Source organism: Methylorubrum extorquens (assembly GCF_024169925.1).
Lineage (GTDB): Bacteria > Pseudomonadota > Alphaproteobacteria > Rhizobiales > Beijerinckiaceae > Methylobacterium > Methylobacterium extorquens_A.
Map to the genome: position 1 here is coordinate 3,002,386 of NZ_JALJXF010000001.1, position 21,493 is coordinate 3,023,878.

General features: G+C 69.3%; 19 protein-coding genes. 4 read left to right on the plus strand and 15 right to left on the minus strand.

Translation table 11 applies throughout. The features are described 5' to 3' along the window. Positions 1-86 precede the first annotated feature (86 nt). From J2W78_RS14210 to J2W78_RS14220, 3 genes are all read left to right on the plus strand, one after another. Positions 87-779 (plus strand): PspA/IM30 family protein, encoded by a 693-nt coding sequence (locus J2W78_RS14210; RefSeq protein WP_253371462.1) that lies wholly within the window; start codon positions 87-89, stop codon positions 777-779. Positions 780-810: 31 nt separating this feature from the next. Then, positions 811-1,083, plus strand: coding sequence for a YiaA/YiaB family inner membrane protein (locus J2W78_RS14215; RefSeq protein ID WP_147018903.1), 273 nt, complete (start codon positions 811-813; stop codon positions 1,081-1,083). Between the two features lie 71 nt (positions 1,084-1,154). Then, positions 1,155-1,448, plus strand: a complete 294-nt coding sequence (locus J2W78_RS14220; protein ID WP_012254285.1) for an RNA polymerase sigma factor region1.1 domain-containing protein — start codon at positions 1,155-1,157, stop codon at positions 1,446-1,448. Between the two features lie 95 nt (positions 1,449-1,543). On the opposite strand, the gene recN is transcribed toward J2W78_RS14220, so the two are convergent. The 14 genes from recN to J2W78_RS14290 form a co-directional block, all read right to left on the minus strand. Further along, on the minus strand, positions 1,544-3,256 hold the full coding sequence (recN, locus tag J2W78_RS14225) for a DNA repair protein RecN (protein ID WP_253371463.1): 1,713 nt from the start codon (positions 3,254-3,256) through the stop codon (positions 1,544-1,546). Positions 3,257-3,316: 60 nt separating this feature from the next. Next, positions 3,317-4,225, minus strand: a complete 909-nt coding sequence (locus J2W78_RS14230; RefSeq protein WP_253371465.1) for a glycosyltransferase family 2 protein — start codon at positions 4,223-4,225, stop codon at positions 3,317-3,319. A 297-nt stretch (positions 4,226-4,522) separates the two neighbouring features. After that, positions 4,523-5,398 carry an outer membrane protein assembly factor BamD gene (locus tag J2W78_RS14235; protein WP_253371467.1) on the minus strand — a complete coding sequence of 292 codons (876 nt, stop codon included), beginning with the start codon at positions 5,396-5,398 and terminating at the stop codon, positions 4,523-4,525. Between the two features lie 165 nt (positions 5,399-5,563). Then, the gene (lpxC, locus tag J2W78_RS14240; protein WP_253371469.1) at positions 5,564-6,511 is read right to left on the minus strand and encodes a UDP-3-O-acyl-N-acetylglucosamine deacetylase; all 948 of its coding nucleotides are present in this window, start codon (positions 6,509-6,511) and stop codon (positions 5,564-5,566) included. 361 nt (positions 6,512-6,872) lie between these two features. Then, the gene (gene ftsZ / locus J2W78_RS14245; RefSeq protein ID WP_253371471.1) at positions 6,873-8,630 is read right to left on the minus strand and encodes a cell division protein FtsZ; all 1,758 of its coding nucleotides are present in this window, start codon (positions 8,628-8,630) and stop codon (positions 6,873-6,875) included. A 206-nt stretch (positions 8,631-8,836) separates the two neighbouring features. Continuing rightward, the gene (gene ftsA, locus J2W78_RS14250; protein ID WP_253371473.1) at positions 8,837-10,159 is read right to left on the minus strand and encodes a cell division protein FtsA; all 1,323 of its coding nucleotides are present in this window, start codon (positions 10,157-10,159) and stop codon (positions 8,837-8,839) included. Positions 10,160-10,221: 62 nt separating this feature from the next. Beyond that, on the minus strand, positions 10,222-11,160 hold the full coding sequence (locus J2W78_RS14255; RefSeq protein WP_253371475.1) for a cell division protein FtsQ/DivIB: 939 nt from the start codon (positions 11,158-11,160) through the stop codon (positions 10,222-10,224). Next, the gene (locus J2W78_RS14260) at positions 11,127-12,050 is read right to left on the minus strand and encodes a D-alanine--D-alanine ligase (RefSeq protein ID WP_253371477.1); all 924 of its coding nucleotides are present in this window, start codon (positions 12,048-12,050) and stop codon (positions 11,127-11,129) included. The genes J2W78_RS14255 and J2W78_RS14260 overlap by 34 nt, the downstream gene beginning before the upstream one ends. 62 nt (positions 12,051-12,112) lie before the next feature. Beyond that, positions 12,113-13,000 (minus strand): SMI1/KNR4 family protein, encoded by an 888-nt coding sequence (locus J2W78_RS14265; protein ID WP_253371479.1) that lies wholly within the window; start codon positions 12,998-13,000, stop codon positions 12,113-12,115. A 37-nt stretch (positions 13,001-13,037) separates the two neighbouring features. After that, positions 13,038-13,967: a UDP-N-acetylmuramate dehydrogenase gene (gene murB / locus J2W78_RS14270; RefSeq protein ID WP_253371481.1), complete on the minus strand. Its 930-nt coding sequence runs from the start codon at positions 13,965-13,967 to the stop codon at positions 13,038-13,040. Positions 13,968-14,060: 93 nt separating this feature from the next. After that, complete coding sequence (locus J2W78_RS14275; protein ID WP_253371497.1) at positions 14,061-14,504, minus strand: endonuclease domain-containing protein; 444 nt, start codon at positions 14,502-14,504, stop codon at positions 14,061-14,063. 3 nt (positions 14,505-14,507) lie between these two features. Next, complete coding sequence (gene murC, locus J2W78_RS14280; RefSeq protein ID WP_253371498.1) at positions 14,508-15,914, minus strand: UDP-N-acetylmuramate--L-alanine ligase; 1,407 nt, start codon at positions 15,912-15,914, stop codon at positions 14,508-14,510. A 151-nt stretch (positions 15,915-16,065) separates the two neighbouring features. After that, positions 16,066-17,178, minus strand: a complete 1,113-nt coding sequence (gene murG, locus J2W78_RS14285) for an undecaprenyldiphospho-muramoylpentapeptide beta-N-acetylglucosaminyltransferase (protein ID WP_253371501.1) — start codon at positions 17,176-17,178, stop codon at positions 16,066-16,068. Beyond that, positions 17,175-18,341 (minus strand): FtsW/RodA/SpoVE family cell cycle protein, encoded by a 1,167-nt coding sequence (locus J2W78_RS14290; protein WP_253371503.1) that lies wholly within the window; start codon positions 18,339-18,341, stop codon positions 17,175-17,177. The genes murG and J2W78_RS14290 overlap by 4 nt, the downstream gene beginning before the upstream one ends. Before the next feature lie 264 nt (positions 18,342-18,605). On the opposite strand from J2W78_RS14290, the gene guaB reads away from it, so the two are divergent. Next, positions 18,606-20,099 (plus strand): IMP dehydrogenase, encoded by a 1,494-nt coding sequence (guaB, locus tag J2W78_RS14295; RefSeq protein ID WP_253371505.1) that lies wholly within the window; start codon positions 18,606-18,608, stop codon positions 20,097-20,099. 510 nt (positions 20,100-20,609) lie between these two features. On the opposite strand, the gene J2W78_RS14300 is transcribed toward guaB, so the two are convergent. Beyond that, complete coding sequence (locus J2W78_RS14300; protein WP_253371507.1) at positions 20,610-21,455, minus strand: hypothetical protein; 846 nt, start codon at positions 21,453-21,455, stop codon at positions 20,610-20,612. Positions 21,456-21,493: the final 38 nt, after the last annotated feature.

Genomic DNA, 21,493 nt, shown 5'->3' on the forward strand with positions numbered 1-21,493 from the left:
AGCGTGCAAAACGTCACTTGTACGCTGTGCAAACCGGAGGCATCCATGAGGGTGTGACCACGCGGTCACGCCCTCGGAGTGATGCCATGTTGACGCTGTTGCGAACCCTCGCCCGCGGTGCTGCCGCCCAGGCCTGCGAGGAGGCCCACGACCGCCACGCCCTTCTCGTGCTCGATCAGCAGATCCGCGAGACCGCCGCCGACTTGGAGCGCGGCCGACGCACGCTGGCCGCGGCCATGGCCGGGGATAGCGCGGAGGCGCGGCGTCTGGCGCAGGTCGAGGCACGCGCCGCCGATCTGGAGACCCGCGCCGTGGCCGCGCTCGCGGCGGGCCGCGAGGATCTGGCCCGCGAGGCCGCCGACGCGATCGCCAGCCTCGAAGCCGAGCGGGATGCCTTGTGCGCGGCACGGGCGACCTTCGCGGCGGAGGTGGCCCGGATGCGTGCGGTGCTTGCGGACGCGACGGGGCGGCAGGCGGCCCTGGAGCGCGGCCGGCGGGTGGCGGCGGCCTCCGAGGCGGTCCGGCGTCTGCGCCGGACGGAGAGCGTGCCGGATCGCGCGACCTTGCGGCAGGCCGAGGCGACGCTGGCCCGGCTTCAGCGCATCCAGGCCGAGGCAACGGATGCCGACGACGCGCTGGCCGCGCTCGAGACGCCTGCGGAGACCCTTGCCGAGCGCCTCGAACGCGAGGGTTTCGGCCCCCGGACGCGCCCCTCCTCCGACGACGTGCTCGCCCGCCTGCGAAGCCGCGCCGAGGCCGCCCGCGCCGCCTCCGCCTGATCCGTCCTCCCTCGTCCCAAGGAATTGCACCATGTCCCAAGACACTGCGCAGCATACCGGCGCCTGGGTCGTCTTCACCCAAGCCTCGTTCGTCGCCTCCGCCGCACTCGTCGGTTTCGGCATCCTGTTCATGCCCCTCGACTTCTGGATGAAGGGCTATCTCGCCATGGGCACGGTGATGCTGGTCCAGTCCTGCATCACCGCCACCAAGACGCTTCGCGACGTCCACGAGGGCCGCCGCATGGTCAACCGCTTGGAGGATGCCCGCACCGAGCGCCTGCTCATGTCGGTCGGCAAGGAGTGATGCAGGGAGTCATTCAAGACGGTGGCCGGGGGAGACTCGACGCGCGCCCGCGCCGGTCCATATTCCGTGGCATGGACAGTTCGGACGGAGCTCATGCGCGACGGCAGGCGATCATCGATCGCCTGCTCAGCGACGCCCTGCGCCCGGCAGGCGGGATCGTGCTGCCGAGCCACGATGCCCTGCCGGCCGACATCCGCATGACGGTCGATCGCTTGCTGGCCAAGGCGGATGCGGAGCGCCGCCGCTCGCTGACCTACGACGACCTCGAAGAGGCGCTGCCGCCGCGCGATGTGACGGCGGACGATCTGGAAGCCATCTTCTGGGTGCTGGCGGAGTACGGCATCGAACTCGACGAGGGCGACTAGATCGTCCTGGATGGCGGATCTAGGACGATGCTCTGGCCTTTTATCTTTGCATCATCTTTTTCCGAAAGCCGGAAGCCACCTTTCGGGATGATGCTCTAACCCTCTGCTCCCAACAGGAGCCGCGCCGCCGCCGCCCGCGCCTCGTCGGTGACCGTTGCGCCGGCCAGCATCCGGGCGATCTCTTCCCGGCGCGCATCCGCCGCGAGCCCGATCACCCGTGTCGTCACCCGGTCGGCGCCCTTCTCCGCGCCCTTGGGCGCCTTCCCCTTCGCACCGTCCTTCACGCTATCCTTGGCGATGCGGAAATGCGTCACGGCGCGGGCGGCGACCTGGGGCGCATGGGTCACGGCCACCACCTGAACCTGCTCCGAGAGCCGGCCGAGCCGCGCGCCGATGGCGTCGGCCACCGCGCCGCCGAGGCCCGTGTCGATCTCGTCGAAGATCAGCGTCGGCGCCGAACCTTTGCCGGCGAGCACGACCTTGAGCGCCAGCATGAAGCGGGACAGCTCGCCGCCCGACGCCACCTTCATCATCGGACCGGCGCGGGTGCCGGGATTGGTCTGGGCCCAGAACTCGACCCGCTCGGTGCCGGCGGCATCGCGCGAGGCTTCGTCTACGGTGATCTGCGTGATGAAGCGGGCGCCCTCCAGCTTCAGCGGCGGCAGCTCGGCCTGCACCGCCGCATCGAGCGCCTTGGCCGCCTTGCGACGCCCGTCGCCGAGCCGTTTGGCCGCCTGGGCATAGGCCGCTTCCGCCGCCGCAAGTTCGGCCTCGAGCCCGGCGAGCGCCTGCTCGCCGGCATCGAGGGCGGCAACGTCCGCATCGTAGCGACCGCGCAGGGCGGCGAGGTCGTCGGCCGGGACCGAATACTTTCGCGACGCGGCCCGAAGGGCGAAGAGCCGTTCCTCGACCCGCTCCAACTCGCGCGGATCGAACTCGGCGGCGAGCACCGCGGCATCGAGGGCGGCGCGCGCCTCGTCGAGGGCCACCAGCGCGGCATCGAGGGCGGCGATGCTCGGATCGACCAGAGCCGGCACCGTGGCGCTGCGCCGCTCCAGGCGGCGCACGGCGGATGACAGATGCGGCACGAGCGAGCCGGAGCCGCCGACGAGATCGAGCGCCTCGTTCAACTCACGGGCGACCTTCTCGCCCTGCTGCATCAGCGTGCGGCGCTCGGCGAGCTTGGCCTCCTCGCCCGCCTGCGGATCGAGAAGGCCCAGCTCCTCCACCGCGTGGCGGAGGAAATCGGCTTCCTTCTGCGCGGCTTCGACCCGCTCGCGCTGCTCGGCCAGCGTCGAGCGGGCGGTGCGCACGCGTTTGGCGGCCGACGCCACCTGCGCGAGCGGGCCCTGAAGCCCGCCGAACGCGTCGAGGATGCTGCGGTGGGTGGTGGGCTCGGCCAGGGCCCGGTCGTCGTGCTGGCCGTGGATCTCGACGAGCGCCGTACCGATCGCCCGCATGGTCTGCACGCCGACCGGCTGGTCGTTGACGAAGGCGCGGGTGCGCCCGTCGGCGAATTGCGTGCGGCGCAGGATCAGGTCGCCGTCGGTGTTGATCTCGGCGGCTGCCGCGACGGCGCGGGCGGGATGGTCGAGGGCCACGTCGAACACGGCGGTGACGCCGCCCTGCGCCTCGCCCTGCCGCACGAGACCGCCGTCGCCGCGCCCCCCGAGCGCCAGGGCGAACGCGTCGAGCAGGATCGACTTGCCCGCACCGGTCTCACCCGTGAGAACGGTGAGCCCCCCGGAGAAGGTCAATTCGAGCTTGTCGATCAGAACGATGTCGCGGATCGCGAGCTGGACGAGCATGAAGCGGCGCCAGAGCCCCTTTTGGATTGTGCGCGGGTTTAGCCGCAAGCCACGGAGACTTCACCCGGAAAGTGCGGGATTCCGGCCGAGGATGGCACAGAGTCGCCGGTACTCGGACTCGAACGGCGCCTCGAAAGCACGGATGGCGTGGTCCTCCGTCTCGTTGCGGTCGAGCACCTCGAAACGCGCGAGCGTATCGTCGCGCAGGCGGCCGGGATGGTGGTTGGGGAAGTTCGCATCCCCGCGCCGCATCCGCGCCTGGAATTCCGGCAGCGTCTTGCACTGGTAGTGGTTGATCTGAACGCCATCGTAGACGACGCGGTCCGACGTGCCGTCCGAGGTGTTGGCAAAACCCCTTCCGTCCGACAGCACCCGCCGGCCGCGATGATGGCAGACGTCGTGGATGCGCACGGCCGAGACGTCTCTGGCACGCGCCAGGGTCTTGAAGTGATAGTGGTTGCCCCAGTCGTGCGGAGCGCAGCGGGTGAAGGCGCGGGTGATCAGCCCGTAGCCCGGCTGCGTATGGCCGGAAGAGCCGAAACCGCGCCAGTTCACGTGCAGGCTCGATACGTCTTCGGGCAGCGAGCCGATCAGGCCGGCCATGTCGGCATGGCCGAACGGCACGAGGAACTCGTCGAGGTCGAGATACATCACCCAGGGTGTCGCAAGACCCGTGAGGGCGTGGTGATAGGCCAGCACCTGCGCCGAATCGTCGAGCGGAGACGGCCAGGGAACGCGCCGCAGCCGGAGATCGCGGGGGCTCAGCGCCTTGAACAGGGCGCGGGTGTCGTCCTGGCTCTCGTTGTCATAGACGACGATGCGATCGAATCCGACCGCGAGATGGTGAGCGAGCCACTCGACGAGATAGGGACCCTCGTTGCGGGCAATCGCCACGAGAGTCACCGCGTCGGGCTTCCTGCGCAGGGTATGGTCGGCAAGGGCTCTGCGCCAGCGCAGAAGGGCCTTCATGGCAGGCAGCGTATCCTGGAATCTGCGCCGACGGGTCGGGATTGCAAACGGATGGGGCGGCTTCACCGTAAGCCTGCGAGGCCCCTCCCCCATGACGGCGAACGCGCCTTCGAGGCGGCTCTGGGGGCATCTCCTACGCGGATCGGCCGATCGTATCGGGGCCCGCACACGCCGTCGTCGCGAACGCGAGAGCATCGTCCCGAATATCGGATTCGGGACGATGCTCAGGGCTCTCACTGCTGCATCATCTTCGTCCGAAAGCCCGAGGCGGTCCTCCGGGACGATGCCCTCGCACCGTCAGTCAGCGGCGGCGGTCTTGCCGATCACGCCGCGATAGACCTTGCTGAGCCAGGAGGACTTCTCCTCGCGCGGCTCGAGGCCGCCGGTCTGCAGGAGCTTGTAGGCATCCTGGTACCAGGGGCTGTCGGGGAAGTTGTGACCGAGCACGGCGGCTGCGGTCTGCGCCTCCCCGGTCAGGCCGAGCGCCATGTAGGCCTCGACCAGACGCTCCAGCGCCTCTTCGGCGTGGCGGGTCGTCTGGTACTTGCTGACCACGTCGCGGAAGCGGTTGATCGCTGCCGGGAAGGCACGCTTCTCGAGGTAGAAGCGGCCGACTTCCATCTCCTTGCCCGCGAGCTGGTCGCGGGTGATCTGGATCTTGGCCTTGGCGTCGGCGGCGTATTCGGAGGTCGGGTACTTCTGCACCAGTTCCTGGAGGGCGATGAGGGCGCGCTCGGAACGCTCCTGATCGCGGGTCACGTCCGGGATCTGCTTATATTGCGACATGGCCATCAGGTACTGGGCGTAGGCCGCGTCCTTGCTCGCCGGGTGCCGCTGGAGGTAGCGCTTCGAGGCGGTGATGGCCTCGTCGTACTTCGCACCCTCGTAGTTCGCGTAGGCCGTCATCAGCAGGCCTTTCCGCGACCAGTCGGAATAGGTGTACTGCTTGTCGAGCTGATCGAACTGCTTGGCGGCGTTCTCGTAATCCTTGTCTTCCATCTTCGCCAAGCCCTCGCTGTAGAGCTTGTCCGCGGGCGTGTCCGGGATCGCCTCGGGCTTGTACTTCTCGGCGAAGAGGTTGGTCGGATCGAGGGCATCGCAGCCGCCGAGCCCGAGCCCGAGGCTGAGGAGCACGGCCGCCATCGCGCCACGGGTCGGGAAGGTCACAGGCATCGCGGTCAATTTCCCTGTCAGGCCCGGCCGCTTGAAGGGCGGCGCGCGACCTACGCGCAGGCTTTTACGGTTGGCGGTCGATTCGGGCGTCAAAACGGCAGGGCGTAGGGAACCTTTAAGGTATTCCGCCTGCGACGCGGATCGAGGGCCGATGTGGCGTCCGGGTTACAGTTCGGCGGCGAAGGCGGCGATCCCGAGGCCGGCACCGAATTCGGTGCGGGTGGTCTCGCGGCGGGTGCCCTGGCCCTCGACGATGGCGTAGTTCGCGCGGTCGGCGAACAGGGCTTCGAGGATGCCGACATTCATGCGGTGGCCGCCGCAATAGGAGCGGTAGGCGCCCTGAAGCGGCAGGCCGGCCAGCGCGAGATCGCCGACCGCGTCGAGGAACTTGTGACGGACGAACTCGTCCGAGAAGCGCAGGCCCTCCGGATTGACGACGGCGGTCTCGCCGACGGCGACCGTGTTGTCGAGGGAGGCGCCGAGCGCGAAGCCCGCCTTCCAGTAGCGCTCCACGTCCTTCATCATGCCAAAGGTGCGGGCGGGGGCGATCTCGCGGCGGTAGGCGGCCGGGGTCAGGTCCATCGCCTTGCGCGAGCGGCCGATCACCGGGGATTCGAAGTCGATCTCCACGTCGAGGCGGAAGCCGCGGTCGATCGGGCGGAGTTCGGCGAAGGCGCGGCCGGCCTCGATACGGACGGGCTGAAGCACCTTGAGCCAGCGGCGCGGTGCGCCGCAGAGGGCAAGGCCGACGCTGTCGATGGCTTGAACGAAGAGGCGGGCGCTGCCGTCGAGGATCGGCATCTCGGGGCCGTCGATCTCGACCAGAGCGTTGTCGACACCGAGCCCGTAGAGGGCCGACATCAGGTGCTCGATGGTGGCGACAGCGCCGGTCTCGACGTCACCGATGACGGTGCACAGCTCGGTGGCGGAGACGCAGGCGAAGTGGGCCTTGATGATCCGGTCGTTGCCGGTGGTCGTGCCCGTCCGGAGGAACGCGATACCGTGGTTGGCTTTGGCAGGGTGGAGCGTGATCTCTGCCGGGTTGCCGGAGTGGACTCCGATTCCGGTCAGGGTCACGGACGTTTTGAGTGTTGTCTGTTGGTTCGTCCGCATACCTTAGCCCTCGGCCAGGATCCTTCCCGCGCACCCGTTTCGGGGGGCGGTATGAGAAAGTCCGTCCGCTGCTTGAAGCCCCTGCGAGCGCTGGCAGTCGATCGACCAGCCGCGCCTTCTGTCGTTCCGGAAGCGTGTATAGCTGTGGCAATCAGGCCGGCCAAATCACGGATTCTTACGATCTGTTACAGCCACGGTTTCGCCACGATCTTTGAAAAGCATTTTCTGATCAGTGTCTTAACAAGTAGATAAACCCGGAACCTTGCGGTTCCGGGTCTGTGGCCGAAATACCCCAGTGAGGGTCGATGGAGGCCGAGTTGCCCCCATCGATCCACAGGCGATCCGTGTTTCAGTTCTCGGTTCAGTTCGCTTGGCGGCGAAGGAAGGCCGGGATTTCGAGCTGGTCGTCTTCCATCATCCGCGGCGGCAGAGCACGGCCCTGCGCGTCCAGATTGCCCTGAGCGGGGCGGTACTGCGGGGCCTGGGGCGCGGGCGCCCGCAGGGCCGGCTCGACGCGGGGCGCGGCGACCGGAGCCGGCGCGGCGGCGCGGGGCGCAGGGACCGGGGCGGCCTCGGCTTCCTCGCGGCGACCGCCGAAGCCGACGGTCGCGAGCCGGCGCAGCAGTGTCATGCGCTTGGAATCCTGGCTCGGCTCCGGCTGGGTCTCCTCGCCGCGGCTCTTGAGGATCTGCGCCTGGGTGTGGGGCGGCAGGTCCGAGATTTGCGGCATGCGCGGCGGGCGGGCGAGCTGCGGACGCGGCGGCACGTAGGGGCCGTTCGCGGCCTGGGCGGGCTCCGGCGCCTGGGCGGGGGCAGGCGGCTCGTAGGCCGGGACGGCGGCGCGGGCCGGCGCCTGGGTCAGCACCACATCGTGGTGGTGCATCGCCGGGGCGGGCTCGGCGCGCATCGGCTCCGGCGCCACCGGCTCCGACAGCATGGGCCGCGGGCCCGCGTTCGGGGCGAGCAGCGGCTCGGGGCCGGGGCGGTACGCCGTCTGATGCGCGACCTGCTGCGCCGGCTGGTGCGTCGAGGCCGGGCTCAGCGCGGCGGAAGCGCGGGCGCGGGCCTCGGAGCGCAGACGCTCGGCGACCTCGGCGATGCGCTGCTCGGTCTGGGCGATCTCCGGGTTGTTCGGGGAATCGGCCGAGATCAGCGCCGGCTCGATGCCGGTGGCCACCACCGACACGCGAATGATGCCGTCGAGGCTCTCGTCGAAGGTGGCGCCGAGGATGATGTTGGCGTCCGAATCGACCTCCTCGCGGATGCGGGTGGCGGCTTCGTCGAGTTCGTAGAGGGTGAGGTCGGAGCCGCCGGTGATCGAGATCAGCAGGCCGCGCGCGCCCTTCATCGACACGTCGTCGAGGAGCGGGTTGGCGATCGCGGCTTCCGCCGCGCGGTTGGCGCGGTTCTCGCCGGAGGCCTCGCCGGTGCCCATCATCGCCTTGCCCATGCCGCGCATGATCGCGCGCACGTCGGCGAAGTCGAGGTTGATCAGGCCTTCCTTGACCATGAGGTCGGTGATGCAGGCGACACCCGAGTAGAGCACCTGGTCGGCCATCGCGAAGGCGTCGGCGAAGGTGGTCTTCTCGTTGGCGACCCGGAACAGGTTCTGGTTCGGGATGACGATCAGGGTATCGACCGCCGCCTGAAGCTCCTGGATGCCGGCCTCGGCCGTGCGCATCCGGCGCATGCCTTCGAACTGGAACGGCTTCGTGACGACGCCGACCGTGAGGATGCCCATGTCACGCGCCGCGCGGGCGATGACCGGAGCCGCACCGGTGCCGGTGCCGCCGCCCATGCCGGCGGTGATGAAGGCCATGTGTGCGCCCGAGAGCTGATCGCGGATCTCGTCGATCACCTCCTCGGCCGCCGCCGAGCCGACTTCCGGGTGCGAGCCGGCGCCGAGCCCTTGCGTCACGCCGATGCCCATCTGGATCACCCGCTCGGCCTTCGAGGAGGTGAGCGCCTGGGCGTCGGTGTTCGCCACGACGAACTCGCAGCCGAGCAGCCCCGACTCGATCATGTTGTTGACGGCGTTGCCGCCCGCGCCGCCGACGCCGAACACGGTGATGCGGGGCTTGAGTTCCCGGATGTCCGGAGCCTGAAGAGAGATGGCCATGTGGTCTTGCCCTTCGTGACTTTTGATTGCCTGAACGACGCCTTGCGACGCCTGCCCTGTCTTGCTTGTCCCGCGCTGGCCTCGCGGCGGCGCGGGGTCGTTTCTTTCGGAGCCGCTCCCTGCCCCGTCAGGCCGGGGACGTCTCCAAGTCCTTGTCTCGACACGATGTCTTCACGCGAACCGGACCGGTTTCGCGCGACATCGCCCTAGAAACTCTCCCGGATCCAGCGACCGACCCGCGAGAAGTAGCCGTCCGTTCCCGTGCCGGCGAAGGCGCCCTGCCCCCGCGGCTCGAAATGCTCCGCATGCGCCACCTGCGGGTAGACCAGCAGGCCGACCGAGGCCGAGAAGGCGGGCCCCTTGGCGGCTTCCGGCAGGCCGCGGATGCCGAGCGGGCGCCCGATCCGGACCTGTCCCTGAAGGATGCGGCGGGCCGTCTCCGGCAGGCCGACGAGCTGGCTGGCGCCGCCCGTGAGCACGACCCGGCGGCCGGCCTGGGCGCCGAATCCCGCGTTGTGCAGGCGGTCGCGCACGAGTTCGAGCACCTCCTCGACCCGCGGCTTGACGATGCGCACGAGCTGCGAGCGCGGCACGTGGCCGGGCGCCTCGCCCTCGTCCTCGCCGACGCCGTGCACGGCGATCATGTCGCGCTCGTCGGAGGCCGTGGCGATGGCCGAGCCGTAGAGGGTCTTCAACCGCTCGGCGACGTTGACCCGCGTTGAGAGCCCGCGGGCGATGTCCATGGTGACGTGATGGCCGCCGACCGCGACCGCGTCGCAATGGACGAGGTGGCCGCCCATGAAGACGCCGACGCTGGTGGTGCCGCCGCCCATGTCGACCACGGCGCAGCCGAGTTCGGCCTCGTCGTCCACCAGTGCCGAGAGGCCGGCGGCGTAGGGCGTGGCGATCACCGCATCGACGCCGAGATGGCAGTGCTCGACCGCGAGCATCAGGTTGCGCGCGGCAGCGGCTTCCGCTGTGACGACGTGGAGATCGACGCCGAGCGCGTTGCCGATCATGCCGGACGGGTCGATCACCGCGCCCTGCCCGTCCAGCGCGTAGCCGGTCGGCAGGGCGTGCAGCACGGCCCGGCCGGGGCTGACGCCGTGGGCGCTGGCGGTCTCCAGAACCCGCTCGACGTCGGAGCCGGTGACGGTGCCGGAGCGGACATTCACCCGCGCCTCGAAATGCTGCGAGGCGATGCGCCCGCCGGAAATGTTGACGATGACCGACTGGACCTCGGCCTTGGCCATCCGCTCGGCGGCGTGGACCGCCTGACGGATCGCGCCCTCGGCGGCTTCCAGATCGACGATGGCGCCGCCCTTGAGGCCGAGCGAGCGCTGGTGGCCGATGCCGATGATGCGGGCGAGATGGGTGCGCCCGCGCAGGGTCGACATCGCCTCGGCCGGCTGCAGCTCGGCGATGAGGCAAACGACCTTGCTGGTGCCGATGTCGAGCACCGACATGGTCGCGCTCCGGCGGGCGGAGAGCGGTTTCAGGCGCGGCGTGAGGCCGTGATGGGTCTGCATCGGACGCTACTCGGCGGATACGCGACAGGACACGGAGGAGAGTGCGGCGGGGCGGAACGCGCTCATGTCGCGGTCCCCTTCTTCGGCTTCTTGCGGCTCTCGGCCCGGGCGGCCGCAGCCTCCTCGGTCAGGCGCACCACGACGCGATCGGCCATGCGCAGGTCCACCGCGATGATGTCCTTCTCCAGAATCCTGCTCTCCCGCTCCAGCCGCACCAGCCGGGCGAGCGCCTCGGCGGGGTCGGCCTCGGGCAGGCGGATGTCGACGCCGTCGAGCTTGAGCGTCCAGCGCCGGCCGGAGACATAGGTGCCGGCGCGGATGCGCGATCCGAGCGGACCCGCCGCCTCGATCAGCGCGAGATATTCCTTGAGGCGCTCGTTAGCGCCCGAACCGACCACGAGCGGCAGGTTGACGTAGCGCTCGTCGCGCAGGTCATCGATCACCTTGCCGTCGGCGGCGATCACCTGGATCTCGCCGTTCTGCTGCCACAGGGCGGCGGGCTCGCGCTCGACCTGATTGATGACGATTTCGTTGGGGTAGAGCTTACGCACGGAGGCGCTGGCGATCAGCTTCTCGGCGAGCAGGCGTTCGCGCACGCCATCGACGTCGAGGAACGGCACGGAGGAGCGCCAGTCGATGCCGGCGGTGCTCAGTACCTCGCGCTCGTACATCCGCGACAGGCCGGTGATGGTCACTCGCTCGACGCCGAATCCGGCGATCCGGGCGAGGATGTCGAGCGGCCGGCCGTTCTCGGCGACGAAGCTGTCGTAGCGCCCGCTCATGACGAAGCCGGTCAGCGCCACGGTGCCGGCAAGCCCGGCGACCAGCGCCGTGCCCGCGAGCCGCGGCACGCGTGCCTCGATCGGCACCGCCGGCCGGAGCCGACGCGCCGACGAGAACCGCCTGAGGATCTTCGGGAGCCTTAAGCCCGCGAGGATCCCGCCGCTGCCGGGGGTACCGGCTGCGTTCAGCGGTTGAGAGAAGCGTCCTCCACCATCCATCGGACGAGTTCACCGAAACTCTGGCCTGCGTGGGCCGCGATCTCCGGCACAAGGCTCGTCTGGGTCATCCCTGGCTGCGTGTTGACCTCGAGGACGACGAGAGCACCGGTTCCACCCGGTGTGTCGTCGTAACGAAGGTCGGCACGGCTGACGCCACGGCATCCCAGTGCTTGATGCGCCGTTAACGCCAACTCTTGGACACGCTGGTAAATATTTAGTTTAAGATCGGCGGGGAGGACGTGGATCGACCCCCCCCCGGCGTACTTGGCGTCGAAGTCGTACCACTCCCCCGAAACGGGCTTGATCTCGGTGACTCCGAGCGCCCGGTCGCCCAGCACCGCGCAGGTTAGCTCGCGGCCGGCAACGTAAGTCTCTGCAAGGACTTCCTCGCCGTAGACCCACGCGTCGGAGGCCAGGATCTGGGGCGGGTGCGAGCGCTCCTCGCGCACGATGATGACCCCCATGGAGGAGCCCTCGGCGATCGGCTTCACCACATAGGGAGGGGTTAACGGGTGTGACTTCGCCGCATCATGACGGTTAACGACCCGGCCCTCCGGCACGCTCACGCCGGCCGCTTTCATGACCGTTTTGGCACGCTCCTTGTGCATCGCGAGCGCCGAGGCCAGCACGCCGGAATGGGTGTAGGGGATCTTCAGGATCTCCAGGAGGCCCTGGATCGTGCCGTCCTCGCCCGCCGGGCCGTGGAGCGCGTTGAGGGCCGCGTCGGGCTTGAGGTCGGTCAGCACCGTGGCGATGTCGGGCCCGACATCGACGCGGGTGACGCGATACCCCTCCCCTTCCAGCGCCCCGGCGCAGGCGTTGCCGGAGCGCAGCGAGATCTCTCGCTCGGAGGACCAGCCGCCCATCAGGACGGCGACGTGCTTGGACATCGGATACGAGCCTTTCAGGGCTGGTTGGGCGCCATGGGCGCCCGATGGTTTGGGCGAGACAATCAGGCCTCCTCGCCGAGGAGCCGGCTGCCGCGCATGGCGACGCCGTCCTCGACGGTGATGCCGTGCCGCCGCAGCCCGTCGAAGAAGCGCGCGAAATCGGGGCGGCGGAAGGTGATGCGGCCGGGTCCATCCGGCGCGATCGCGTCGAACAGCACCACCGACGGTTCAAAGACCGCGTCCGCGTAATCGAGGCAGAGCCAGAGGTCGGAGCCGTGATTGCTGAGCGCGATCAGGCGATCGATCTCCGGCAGCACGGCGCGCCAGGACTCGTCCTCGCTGCCGAAGTCGATGCCGTCACTGACCGCGCCGAGGCTCTCCAGCCGCTCCAGGGCGGCCAGGTCGAAGCCGGGCAGCACCGTCCGCCAGACCTCGTCGGCCTCGCGGACCGCCGCGTCGCCCTCGAATTCGAGGGGGGCGTCGGGGGTATCCGTAGCGAGGAAGAAGTCCGTCGCCCCGCCGTTCCGCCGCCGGTAGAGCGCCTTGAGCGTCTCGGGTAGCCTCGTCCCGAGGCGGGCTTCGGCCACGCCGATCGCCGCCTCGGCCCCGGCCGCCCAATCCACGGCCGGCGTATCCGCCTCGAAAAAGGTCGCGACGGTCGGGCCGTCGGGATCGATGAGGAGGCGCGGCTCCGGCTGCGGGGTGGAATCCCTGAGGCTGACGAAGCGTTCGGTAAGGCGGGTATGCGCGGCCTCGCAGCGAAGCCGCAGGGCCGCGTAGGTTTCCGGGGCAAGGTGGGCACCGGGTTTCGCGCCGTCCCACTCACGGTTGAGCCGGTCGCGCAGGCGCAGGATGTCGCCGCCTGTCCGGGCCCGATCGGCCGCGGCGGCGATGTCGTCGACGAGCCTGCCGAGATGCTCGGTCAGGGCCGTGGGGTCGGTCGAAGCCATGGGCGATGCGTCCTCCGGTCTCGACGCGGGCGATCCGTCAGGCGGGTGACGCCTCGACGCCGATCCGCTTGATCTCCCAGTGCAGTTCGAAGCCCGAATGCTCGCGCACCCGGCGCCGCACTTCCTCGCCGAGCCCCTCGATGTCGGTGGCGGTGGCGCCGCCGCGGTTGATCAGGAAGTTGCAGTGCATCTCCGAGACCTGAGCCCCGCCGCGGCTCAGCCCGCGGCAGCCGGCGGCGTCGATGAGCTGCCATGCCTTGCCGCCCGCCGGGTTCTTGAAGGTCGAGCCGCCGGTGCGCTCGCGGATCGGCTGGGCGGCCTCGCGCGCCGCGGTCACCCGCTCCATCTCCGCCTCGATCTCTTCGCGGTTGCCGGGGCGGCCGCGGAAGGTCGCGCCCGTGAAGATCACGTCGTCGGGCGCCGAGGAATGGCGATAGCGGAACCCCATCTCGGCATGGGTGAAGCGGCGGAGTTCGCCCTTCCGGTCGATGCCGCGGACCTCCACCAGCACGTCGGTGGTCTCACCGCCATGCGCCCCGGCGTTCATGCGCAGCGCGCCGCCGACGGAGCCGGGGATGCCGCGGAAGAAGGCGAGCCCATCGAGGCTGGCTTCCGCCGCCGCCTTGGCGAGCCGCATGTCGGGCACGGCGGTGCCGGATCGGATTTTTTCCGCATCGATCTCGACCGAGCCGAAGGCCTTGCCGCCGAGCCGGATCGTCACGCCGGGGATGCCGCCGTCGCGCACGATCAGGTTCGAGCCGAGGCCGATCACCGTGACCGGCACCGATGGATCGAGGGCGGCGAGGAACACGGACAGGTCCTCCTCGTCGGCCGGGCTGAACAGCACCTGCGCCGGCCCGCCGACGCGGAACCACGTGAGGTCGGCGAGCGACTGGTTTTCGAGGATGCGGCCGCGGAGGTCGGGCGCTGCGGCGCGAATGTCGTCGATAAGGGAGTGCGCGGTCATATCCGTTTCCCCCCTCTCCCCGCACGCGGGGAGAGGGCTTTGCCGACCTCGTCGTCGCCGAAGCGAGGCGGCAGCCGAGGGTGAGGGGGCGGATCAGGAGGCAGCTCCGCTTGAGAAGCCCCCCTCACCATCGCCCTGCGGGCTCGTCGCGCCGACGACGAGGTCGTCGCGACCCTCTCCCCGCGTGCGGGGAGATGGGGGAAGTGCGGCGAGGATCGTGTCGAGCACACCAAGGGTATTGGTCATGACCTCGGCATTCCAGAAGCGCAAGACGCGGTAGCCACGCGCGACCAGCCACGCATCCCGCTCGGCGTCATAGGCGCAGTCCGCGTGCTGGCTGCCGTTCAACTCGACGATCAGCCTCGCCTCACGGCAGCAGAAATCCGCCACATAACGGCCGATGCTCTCTTGCCGGACGGACTTGAACCCGGCGAGACGACGGTCGCGGAGACGAAGCCAGAGACGGCGCTCGGCCTCGGTCTGGTCATGCCGAAGCCGTTTGCGAAACTGCCTCCGCTCGTCGTCCGCGGAGCGCACATCTCACCCCTGCAACGCCGCCAGTTCGCCCGGCAGCGCATAGGCCCACTGGGTGATCGTACCGGCGCCGAGGCACACCACGTAGTCGTTGGCGCCGGCGCGGCTGGCCACGAGCCGGGCCAGATCCTCCGGCCGCTCCAGGGCGACGGCGTCGCGGTGGCCGCGGGCCTTCAGGCCGGCGATCAGCGAGTCGCGGTCGATGCCCTCGATCGGTGCCTCGCCCGCCGCGTAGACGGGGGCGACGATCACCGTGTCGGCGTCGTTGAAGCAGGTGCAGAAATCCTCGAACAGCGACTGAAGCCGGGTGTAGCGGTGGGGCTGCACGATGGCGATGACCCGACCGTCGGTCGAGGCGCGGGCCGCGCGCAGCACCGCCTGGATCTCCACCGGGTGGTGGCCGTAATCGTCGAAGATCGTCGCGCCGTTCCACTCGCCCGTGCGGGTGAAGCGGCGCTTGACACCGCCGAAGCCGGCCAGCGCTTTGCGGATCGCGTCCGCCGGCACGCCGAGTTCGTGGGCCACCGCCAGCGCCGCGGTGGCGTTGAGCGCGTTGTGACGGCCGGGCATCGGCAGGACGAGATCCTCGATCTCCATGCGGAAGCCGGGGCGGCGGTCTCGGATCATGACCCGGAAGCGGCTCTGGCCGCCCTTCAGGTCGATGTCGATGAGGCGCACGTCGGCCTGCGGGTTCTCGCCGTAGGTGATGATGCGCCGGTCCTCGATATGCCCGACGAGATCCTGCACGATCGGGTGATCAATGCACATCACCGCAAAGCCGTAGAACGGGATGTTGTCGATGAAGCGCCGGAACGCGTCCTTGATCGCCTCGAACGAGCCGAAATGATCAAGATGCTCGGGGTCGATGTTGGTGACGATGGCGACATCGGCCGGCAGCTTGAGGAAGGTGCCGTCGGATTCGTCGGCCTCCACCACCATCCAGTCGCCGGCTCCCATGCGGGCATTGGTGCCGTAGGCGTTGATGATGCCGCCGTTGATGACGGTGGGGTCGAGGTTGCCGGCGTCGAGCAGGGTGGCGACCAGCGAGGTCGTCGTGGTCTTGCCGTGGGTGCCGGCCACCGCGACGCAGGACTTGAAGCGCATCAGCTCGGCCAGCATCTCGGCGCGGCGCACCACCGGCAGGCGGCGCTCGCGGGCCTCGATCAGCTCCGGATTGTCGCGGCGGATCGCGGTGGAGACCACGACGAGGGCCGCGTTCTCGACGTTCTCGGCCCGGTGGCCGACGAAGGTGCGGATGCCGTTCTCGGAGAGGCGCCGGACGTTGGCGTTGTCGTTCGCATCCGAGCCCTGCACCGTATAGCCGAGATTGGCCATGACCTCGGCGATGCCGGACATGCCGATGCCGCCGATGCCGATGAAGTGGATGGGGCCGAGCTTTTCGGGCAGCTTCATGTCGAAAACCTTTTGAGTCCGCGGCTCCGGCGAGCCTCGGCCGTCTCGCTTCCGGACTTCGACGATCCTGAATCGTCGTCGTCCGCCCCCGCGACTGCGGGGCGGCGGTCGTCCGCCGGACGCGGCAAGCCTCTTGGGCTGGCCGCAGATTTCAAGTTGCGGCCGCGGCCGTCTCGGCGACGAGCGCGGCGAGGCGGTCGGCCGCGTCGAGGATGCGGGCGGTTTTGGCCGCAGCGGCGGCCTGGGTCAATTTCCGCGGCGCCTCGAAGAGGTCCACCAACTCGGCGGCGAGTCTGTCGGGGGTGAAGGCGGTCTGCGGAATCGAGAGCGCGGCGCCGATCTGGGCCAGCGTCGCGGCATTGGCCGCCTGATCCTGATCCAGCGCGCCGGGCAGCGGCACGAGGATGGCGGGCCGGCCGATGGCGGCGAGTTCGGAGACCGTCGAGGCGCCGGAGCGGGCCACCACGAGATGGGCGGCGGCCATGCGGCCGGGCAGATCCTTGAAGAACGGCGCCGCCTCGATGCCGCCGAGCCCCATGGCGAGGTAGCGGTTCTGCGTTGCGGTCAGATCCTCGGGCCGGGCCTGCTGCACGAGGTGGAGCCGGGCGCGAAGGTCCTGCGGTAATTTTTCGATTGCCGCCGGGACGACCTCGCTCATCACGCGGGCGCCCTGGCTGCCGCCGAACACGAGGAGGCGCAGGGGAGAGCCTTCATCGAGACCCGGATAGGGCGTCTCGGCGACGGCCAGCACCGCCGGTCGGATCGGGTTGCCGGTATGGACGCGGCGCGCGGTCGCCTTCTCGGGGACGCCGCGCACCTCCTTGAAACCGGTGGCGATGACCCGCGCGCCCTTGGCGAGGAAACCGTTGGCCCGGCCCATCACCGCGTTCTGCTCGTGCAGGATGGTCGGCACCCGCAGCAACTGCGCCGCCAGCATCGGCGGCACGGTCGGATAGCCGCCGAAACCGACGACCGCCGCCGGATTGAGCCGCCGCACGGCGCGGGCCGCCTGACCGAAGCCCCGGCCGAGCGTGACCACGGCGCCGGCCCGGCGCAGCACCGAGCGGCCCGAGGGCGTGGCCGAGGCGATGGTGACGATCTCTTCCGCCGGGAAATCGCCCGCGATCGAATCGACGCGGGCATCGGTGGCGAGTGCGACGCGAATCCCACGATCCTTCAGGGCGTAGGCGAGGCTCTGGGCCGGGAACAGGTGTCCACCGGTTCCACCGGCACAAACGAGGACGAGCGGCGTGAAGACGGTCACTGCATCAGTCCCGGAACGGCCGACGGCATGGTGCCGGGCGGACGTTGGTTGACCGCTGTGGTGCGGGGGCGCTTGCGGGTGAGCGCCACGAGGAAGCCCATGCCGAGCGCCAGCGAGATCAGCGAGGAGCCGCCGTAGGACACGAACGGCAGGGTCATGCCCTTGGCCGGCATGAGCTGCGTGTTCACCGCCATGTTGATGCAGGCCTGGAGGCCGAAGAGCGTGGTCAGACCGGTGATGGCGAGCCTCGTGAAGGTGTCGTCGGTGCGGCGCGCGAGCTTCAGCCCACGGATGACGATGTAGGCGAACAGTGCGACGAGGCCGAGGCAGACCAGCACGCCGAATTCCTCGCCGGTCACCGAGAAGATGAAGTCGGTATGCGCGTCGGGCAGGTGGCGCTTGGCCACGCCCTCGCCGGGGCCTGTGCCGAACCAGCCGCCGGAATTGAACGATTCGCGCGACCAGACCTCCTGGAAGCTGTCGCCGGATTCCGGGTCCATGAAGCGGTTGATGCGTTCGCGGACGTGATGGAGGAAGGTGTAGGCGGTGAACACGCCGATCATGCCGGCAAAGCCGAGGCCCGCCACCCAGAACCAGTGCAGCCCGGCGACGAAGAACAGCGTGCACCACACCATCGTGATCAGCATGGTCTGGCCGAAATCGGGTTGAAGGATCAGCGGCACGATGGTCATCGGCAGCAGCAGGAACGCGAAGATGACGCCGGGCATGTCGCGGCGGTTGGCGCCCTCCGAGAAGGCCCAGGCGGTGACGACCACGAAGGCGGGCTTCACGAATTCGGAGGGCTGGAGGCCGAAGGAGCCGAACTGGATCCAGCGATGCGCGCCCTTGATCTCGGGGCCGAACTTGCCGGCCGCGACGCACAGCACCACGCCGAGCAGCCACGTCACCAGGGCGAAGCGCCGGATGTGGCGAACCGACAGGAACGACACGGCGATGATGAGCAGGATGGTGGGGGCGAGATACATCGCCTGCCGGTTGAGGAAGTAGAAGGTCGGCAGGCCGATGCGCTCGGCCACCGGCGGGCCGCCGCCCATCAGGAAGACGAGGCCGGCCACCATCAGGCAGCCGAGGCCCGCAAGCAGGCCGCGATCGACCGTCCACCACCAATCCGCGAGGGGGCTGCGTTCGGCGCGCGACATCATGGCGAGGGGCTCGTCTCCAGCCGGCCGGTCCCGCGAAGAGACGCGGACGGCCAGCCCGGATGGTGGAACGTAAGGGTTAACGGTGTCTTGCCGTCCGCGACGAGATTTGCCGGGCGTTGCGGATTGCCGGTCAGCCATGCACCGCCTAAGGACGCGCCGGCTTTGCGTGCGCCGGGCGCCCATGATACTGGCCCCTGCCAACCCGATCCCGCTGGCCGGACCCTTCCGGCCCGGCGCAACACTCGTCTCTCGGAGTTGGTTTCCATGGCTCGTATCAGCGCTGACTCGATCATCGAGGGCCTGACCTTCGACGACGTGTTGCTGCGCCCCGCCGCCTCTTCGGTCATGCCGGGCGAGGTCGACATCGCCAGCCGCCTCACCCGCACGATCCGGCTGAACATGCCGATCATCGCCTCGGCGATGGACACCGTCACCGAGGCGCCCATGGCCATCGCCATGGCCCAGAACGGCGGCCTCGGCGTGATCCACCGCAACCTCGAGCCGGCCGAGCAGGCCGAGCAGGTCCGCCTCGTCAAGAAGTACGAGTCGGGCATGGTGCTCAACCCGATCACCATCCACCCCGACGAGACGCTCGCCGACGCGTTCGAGGTGATGAAGAAGAACCGGATCTCCGGCATCCCGGTGGTCGAGCGCGGCCCCAACGGCTCGCGCGGCAAGCTCGTCGGCATCCTCACGAACCGCGACGTGCGCTTCGCGACCAATGCCGGCCAGCCCGTGGCCGAACTGATGACCCGCGACCGGCTCATCACCGTGCGGGAGGGCGTGACGCAGGACGAGGCCAAGCGCCTGCTGCACCAATTCCGCATCGAGAAGCTGCTCGTGGTCGATGACCACTACCGCTGCATCGGCCTCATCACCGTCAAGGACATCGAGAAGCAGGTCACCTACCCCAACGCCGTCAAGGATGAGCAAGGCCGGCTGCGGGTCGCGGCGGCGACCACCACGGGCGATGCCGGCTTCGAGCGGGCCGAGCGCCTGATCGATGCGGGCTGCGACGTGGTCGTAGTCGATACCGCCCACGGCCATTCCCGCAAGGTGCTCGACAGCGTGGCGCGGGTGAAGCAGCTCTCCAACGCCGTGCAGATCATCGCCGGCAACGTCGCCACCGCCGAGGGCGCTCGCGCCCTGATCGATGCGGGCGCCGACGCGATCAAGGTTGGTATCGGACCGGGCTCGATCTGCACCACCCGCATCGTCGCCGGTGTCGGCGTGCCGCAGCTCACGGCGCTGATGGAGGCGGTCGAGGCGGCGCATGGCGCCGACGTGCCGGTGATCGCCGACGGCGGCATCAAGTTCTCGGGCGACCTCGCCAAGGCGATCGCGGCGGGTGCCTCGGTGGCGATGCTGGGCTCGCTGCTGGCGGGCACCGACGAGGCGCCGGGTGAGGTGTTCCTCTACCAGGGCCGCTCCTACAAGAGCTACCGCGGCATGGGCTCGGTCGGCGCGATGGCGCGCGGCTCGGCCGACCGCTACTTCCAGGCCGAGGTCAACGACACCCACAAGCTCGTGCCGGAGGGCATTGAGGGGCAGGTGCCCTACAAGGGCCCGGTCGCGGCGGTGCTGCACCAGCTCGCCGGCGGCCTGCGGGCTGCGATGGGCTATGTCGGCGCCCCGACGGTGCCGGAGTTCCAGGAGCGGGCGCAGTTCGTGCGCATCACCAATGCGGGCTTGCGCGAGAGCCACGTCCACGACGTGACGATCACCCGCGAGAGCCCGAATTATCCGAGCCGCGCCTGACGACGGGGCCGCGAGATTCCGTTGGTGAATCTCGCGGCGCCGGACTCAGAGTGCCTCAAGAGACGCCCAATCACCGATCGTCCCCGTTCCGGGCACGGCGTCGCATCGGGCGTTTTGTGAGAGACACTCATAGCCAGATCACGCTCGCGATCAGGGTCAGACATTCCAAGAAAACCAGAACGCAAAGCGTGGCTGCGACCGCGCGATCCTGTGCTGCCGCCGGATACGCAGAATGGATGCGCCGCATGGTCAGTCTCCGCAAGAAGACAAGCGTAGGGCAATCCAGTGTTTGACGGTTTAATTTAGATCAAGCTCGGCCGTAAAAAGTCTCCGCGGGCCTCGGGGTGGCTGCGGAGAGAAATTTTTGGGAAGAATGCATCGGCCGCGATGGTCTGCCGGCGCTCCGAAATTCGAGCGGCGACTTCGGCCGGTGCAAGAAAAGCTTCTCATAATCGGATCTACACGCTCGATGGCGTGGTTTGAGCCGCGCGAAATCGCTTCGACAATACGCTACGGTTTGACGGCCGACGTGGCCGGGGGAGCTTCCGCTTGCTGGTCGATCACCGTCGCGAACTCGTCCGGACTTAAAGTAATGAACCGGCGCAGCGCCTCCTGAAACTCCGCATCCTTGTCGGCGGTGGGGCAGGTGAAGCCGCGGGACTTCGTGACCTGCGCCCGCATCGCCGTCTCGTAGGGCGCCATTTCGGGCTGGAGTGCCGCCATCTTCGTATCGACGGCGGAGCGTTGCGCATCGGTCGCCGTCACGTCGCAGGTCCGCAGCACCCCCTGCAGGGCGAGGCCCACCGTATAGGTGGCCATCCGTGCGCGAGGCGGCAGCGGCGGTTCGGCCGCGACCGTCGGCCGATTCGAAGCGACGGTCGCGCAGCGTCGCAGAACGGCGAGAGCGGCGGCGAGATCGGGAGCCATAAGCGCCCTGTCGCCATCCGCGAAGCGCAGGGACAGTGCCCGCGCTTCCAGCAGGGCCGGCACGATCGTCTCCGGAAGCGCCGTGCGCAGGATCTGGCCATCGCCGGTCCAGATCAGCGTCGCGCCGGCCGGCTTCCCGTCGAGCAGAAGCGGCACGCTGAACCTCTCGCCCGCCGCGAAGTCCCAGTTCCGGTCGGCGACCGCGAGCGTGAGCCCGCCCTGATCGATCGAGACGATCACGAGGCCGGTGAGTTCGCCCTGCGCACTCGTCTCGGTGTGGGTCGTCCGGCAGCTGGGCGAGTTGGTTTCGCCGCCACGGCGCTCCACCGTCCAGCCGCGCACGGTCTCGACCGGCGCACGGTCCGCCGCGGCAAGCGGGCCGCCGAGGAGCGTCGCCAGCATCGCTGCCGTGACGGGTGAGAGGCGCACGCGACATCTCCGCGGGGACGGCCGGCCCTCGCCGCCCG

What these genes read in the sequence shown, in the direction of transcription:
- J2W78_RS14220 (WP_012254285.1), top strand. Translation starts at nt 1,155, where the DNA reads ATGGACAGTTCGGACGGAGCTCATGCGCGACGGCAGGCGATCATCGAT.
- J2W78_RS14235 (WP_253371467.1), bottom strand. Translation starts at nt 5,398, where the DNA reads ATGCCTGTGACCTTCCCGACCCGTGGCGCGATGGCGGCCGTGCTCCTC.
- lpxC (WP_253371469.1), bottom strand. Translation starts at nt 6,511, where the DNA reads ATGCGGACGAACCAACAGACAACACTCAAAACGTCCGTGACCCTGACC.
- recN (WP_253371463.1), bottom strand. Translation starts at nt 3,256, where the DNA reads ATGCTCGTCCAGCTCGCGATCCGCGACATCGTTCTGATCGACAAGCTC.
- J2W78_RS14265 (WP_253371479.1), bottom strand. Translation starts at nt 13,000, where the DNA reads ATGGCTTCGACCGACCCCACGGCCCTGACCGAGCATCTCGGCAGGCTC.
- ftsA (WP_253371473.1), bottom strand. Translation starts at nt 10,159, where the DNA reads ATGCAGACCCATCACGGCCTCACGCCGCGCCTGAAACCGCTCTCCGCC.
- guaB (WP_253371505.1), top strand. Translation starts at nt 18,606, where the DNA reads ATGGCTCGTATCAGCGCTGACTCGATCATCGAGGGCCTGACCTTCGAC.
- J2W78_RS14290 (WP_253371503.1), bottom strand. Translation starts at nt 18,341, where the DNA reads ATGATGTCGCGCGCCGAACGCAGCCCCCTCGCGGATTGGTGGTGGACG.
- J2W78_RS14230 (WP_253371465.1), bottom strand. Translation starts at nt 4,225, where the DNA reads ATGAAGGCCCTTCTGCGCTGGCGCAGAGCCCTTGCCGACCATACCCTG.
- ftsZ (WP_253371471.1), bottom strand. Translation starts at nt 8,630, where the DNA reads ATGGCCATCTCTCTTCAGGCTCCGGACATCCGGGAACTCAAGCCCCGC.
- J2W78_RS14260 (WP_253371477.1), bottom strand. Translation starts at nt 12,050, where the DNA reads ATGTCCAAGCACGTCGCCGTCCTGATGGGCGGCTGGTCCTCCGAGCGA.
- murC (WP_253371498.1), bottom strand. Translation starts at nt 15,914, where the DNA reads ATGAAGCTGCCCGAAAAGCTCGGCCCCATCCACTTCATCGGCATCGGC.
- murB (WP_253371481.1), bottom strand. Translation starts at nt 13,967, where the DNA reads ATGACCGCGCACTCCCTTATCGACGACATTCGCGCCGCAGCGCCCGAC.
- J2W78_RS14215 (WP_147018903.1), top strand. Translation starts at nt 811, where the DNA reads ATGTCCCAAGACACTGCGCAGCATACCGGCGCCTGGGTCGTCTTCACC.
- J2W78_RS14255 (WP_253371475.1), bottom strand. Translation starts at nt 11,160, where the DNA reads ATGGATGGTGGAGGACGCTTCTCTCAACCGCTGAACGCAGCCGGTACC.
- J2W78_RS14210 (WP_253371462.1), top strand. Translation starts at nt 87, where the DNA reads ATGTTGACGCTGTTGCGAACCCTCGCCCGCGGTGCTGCCGCCCAGGCC.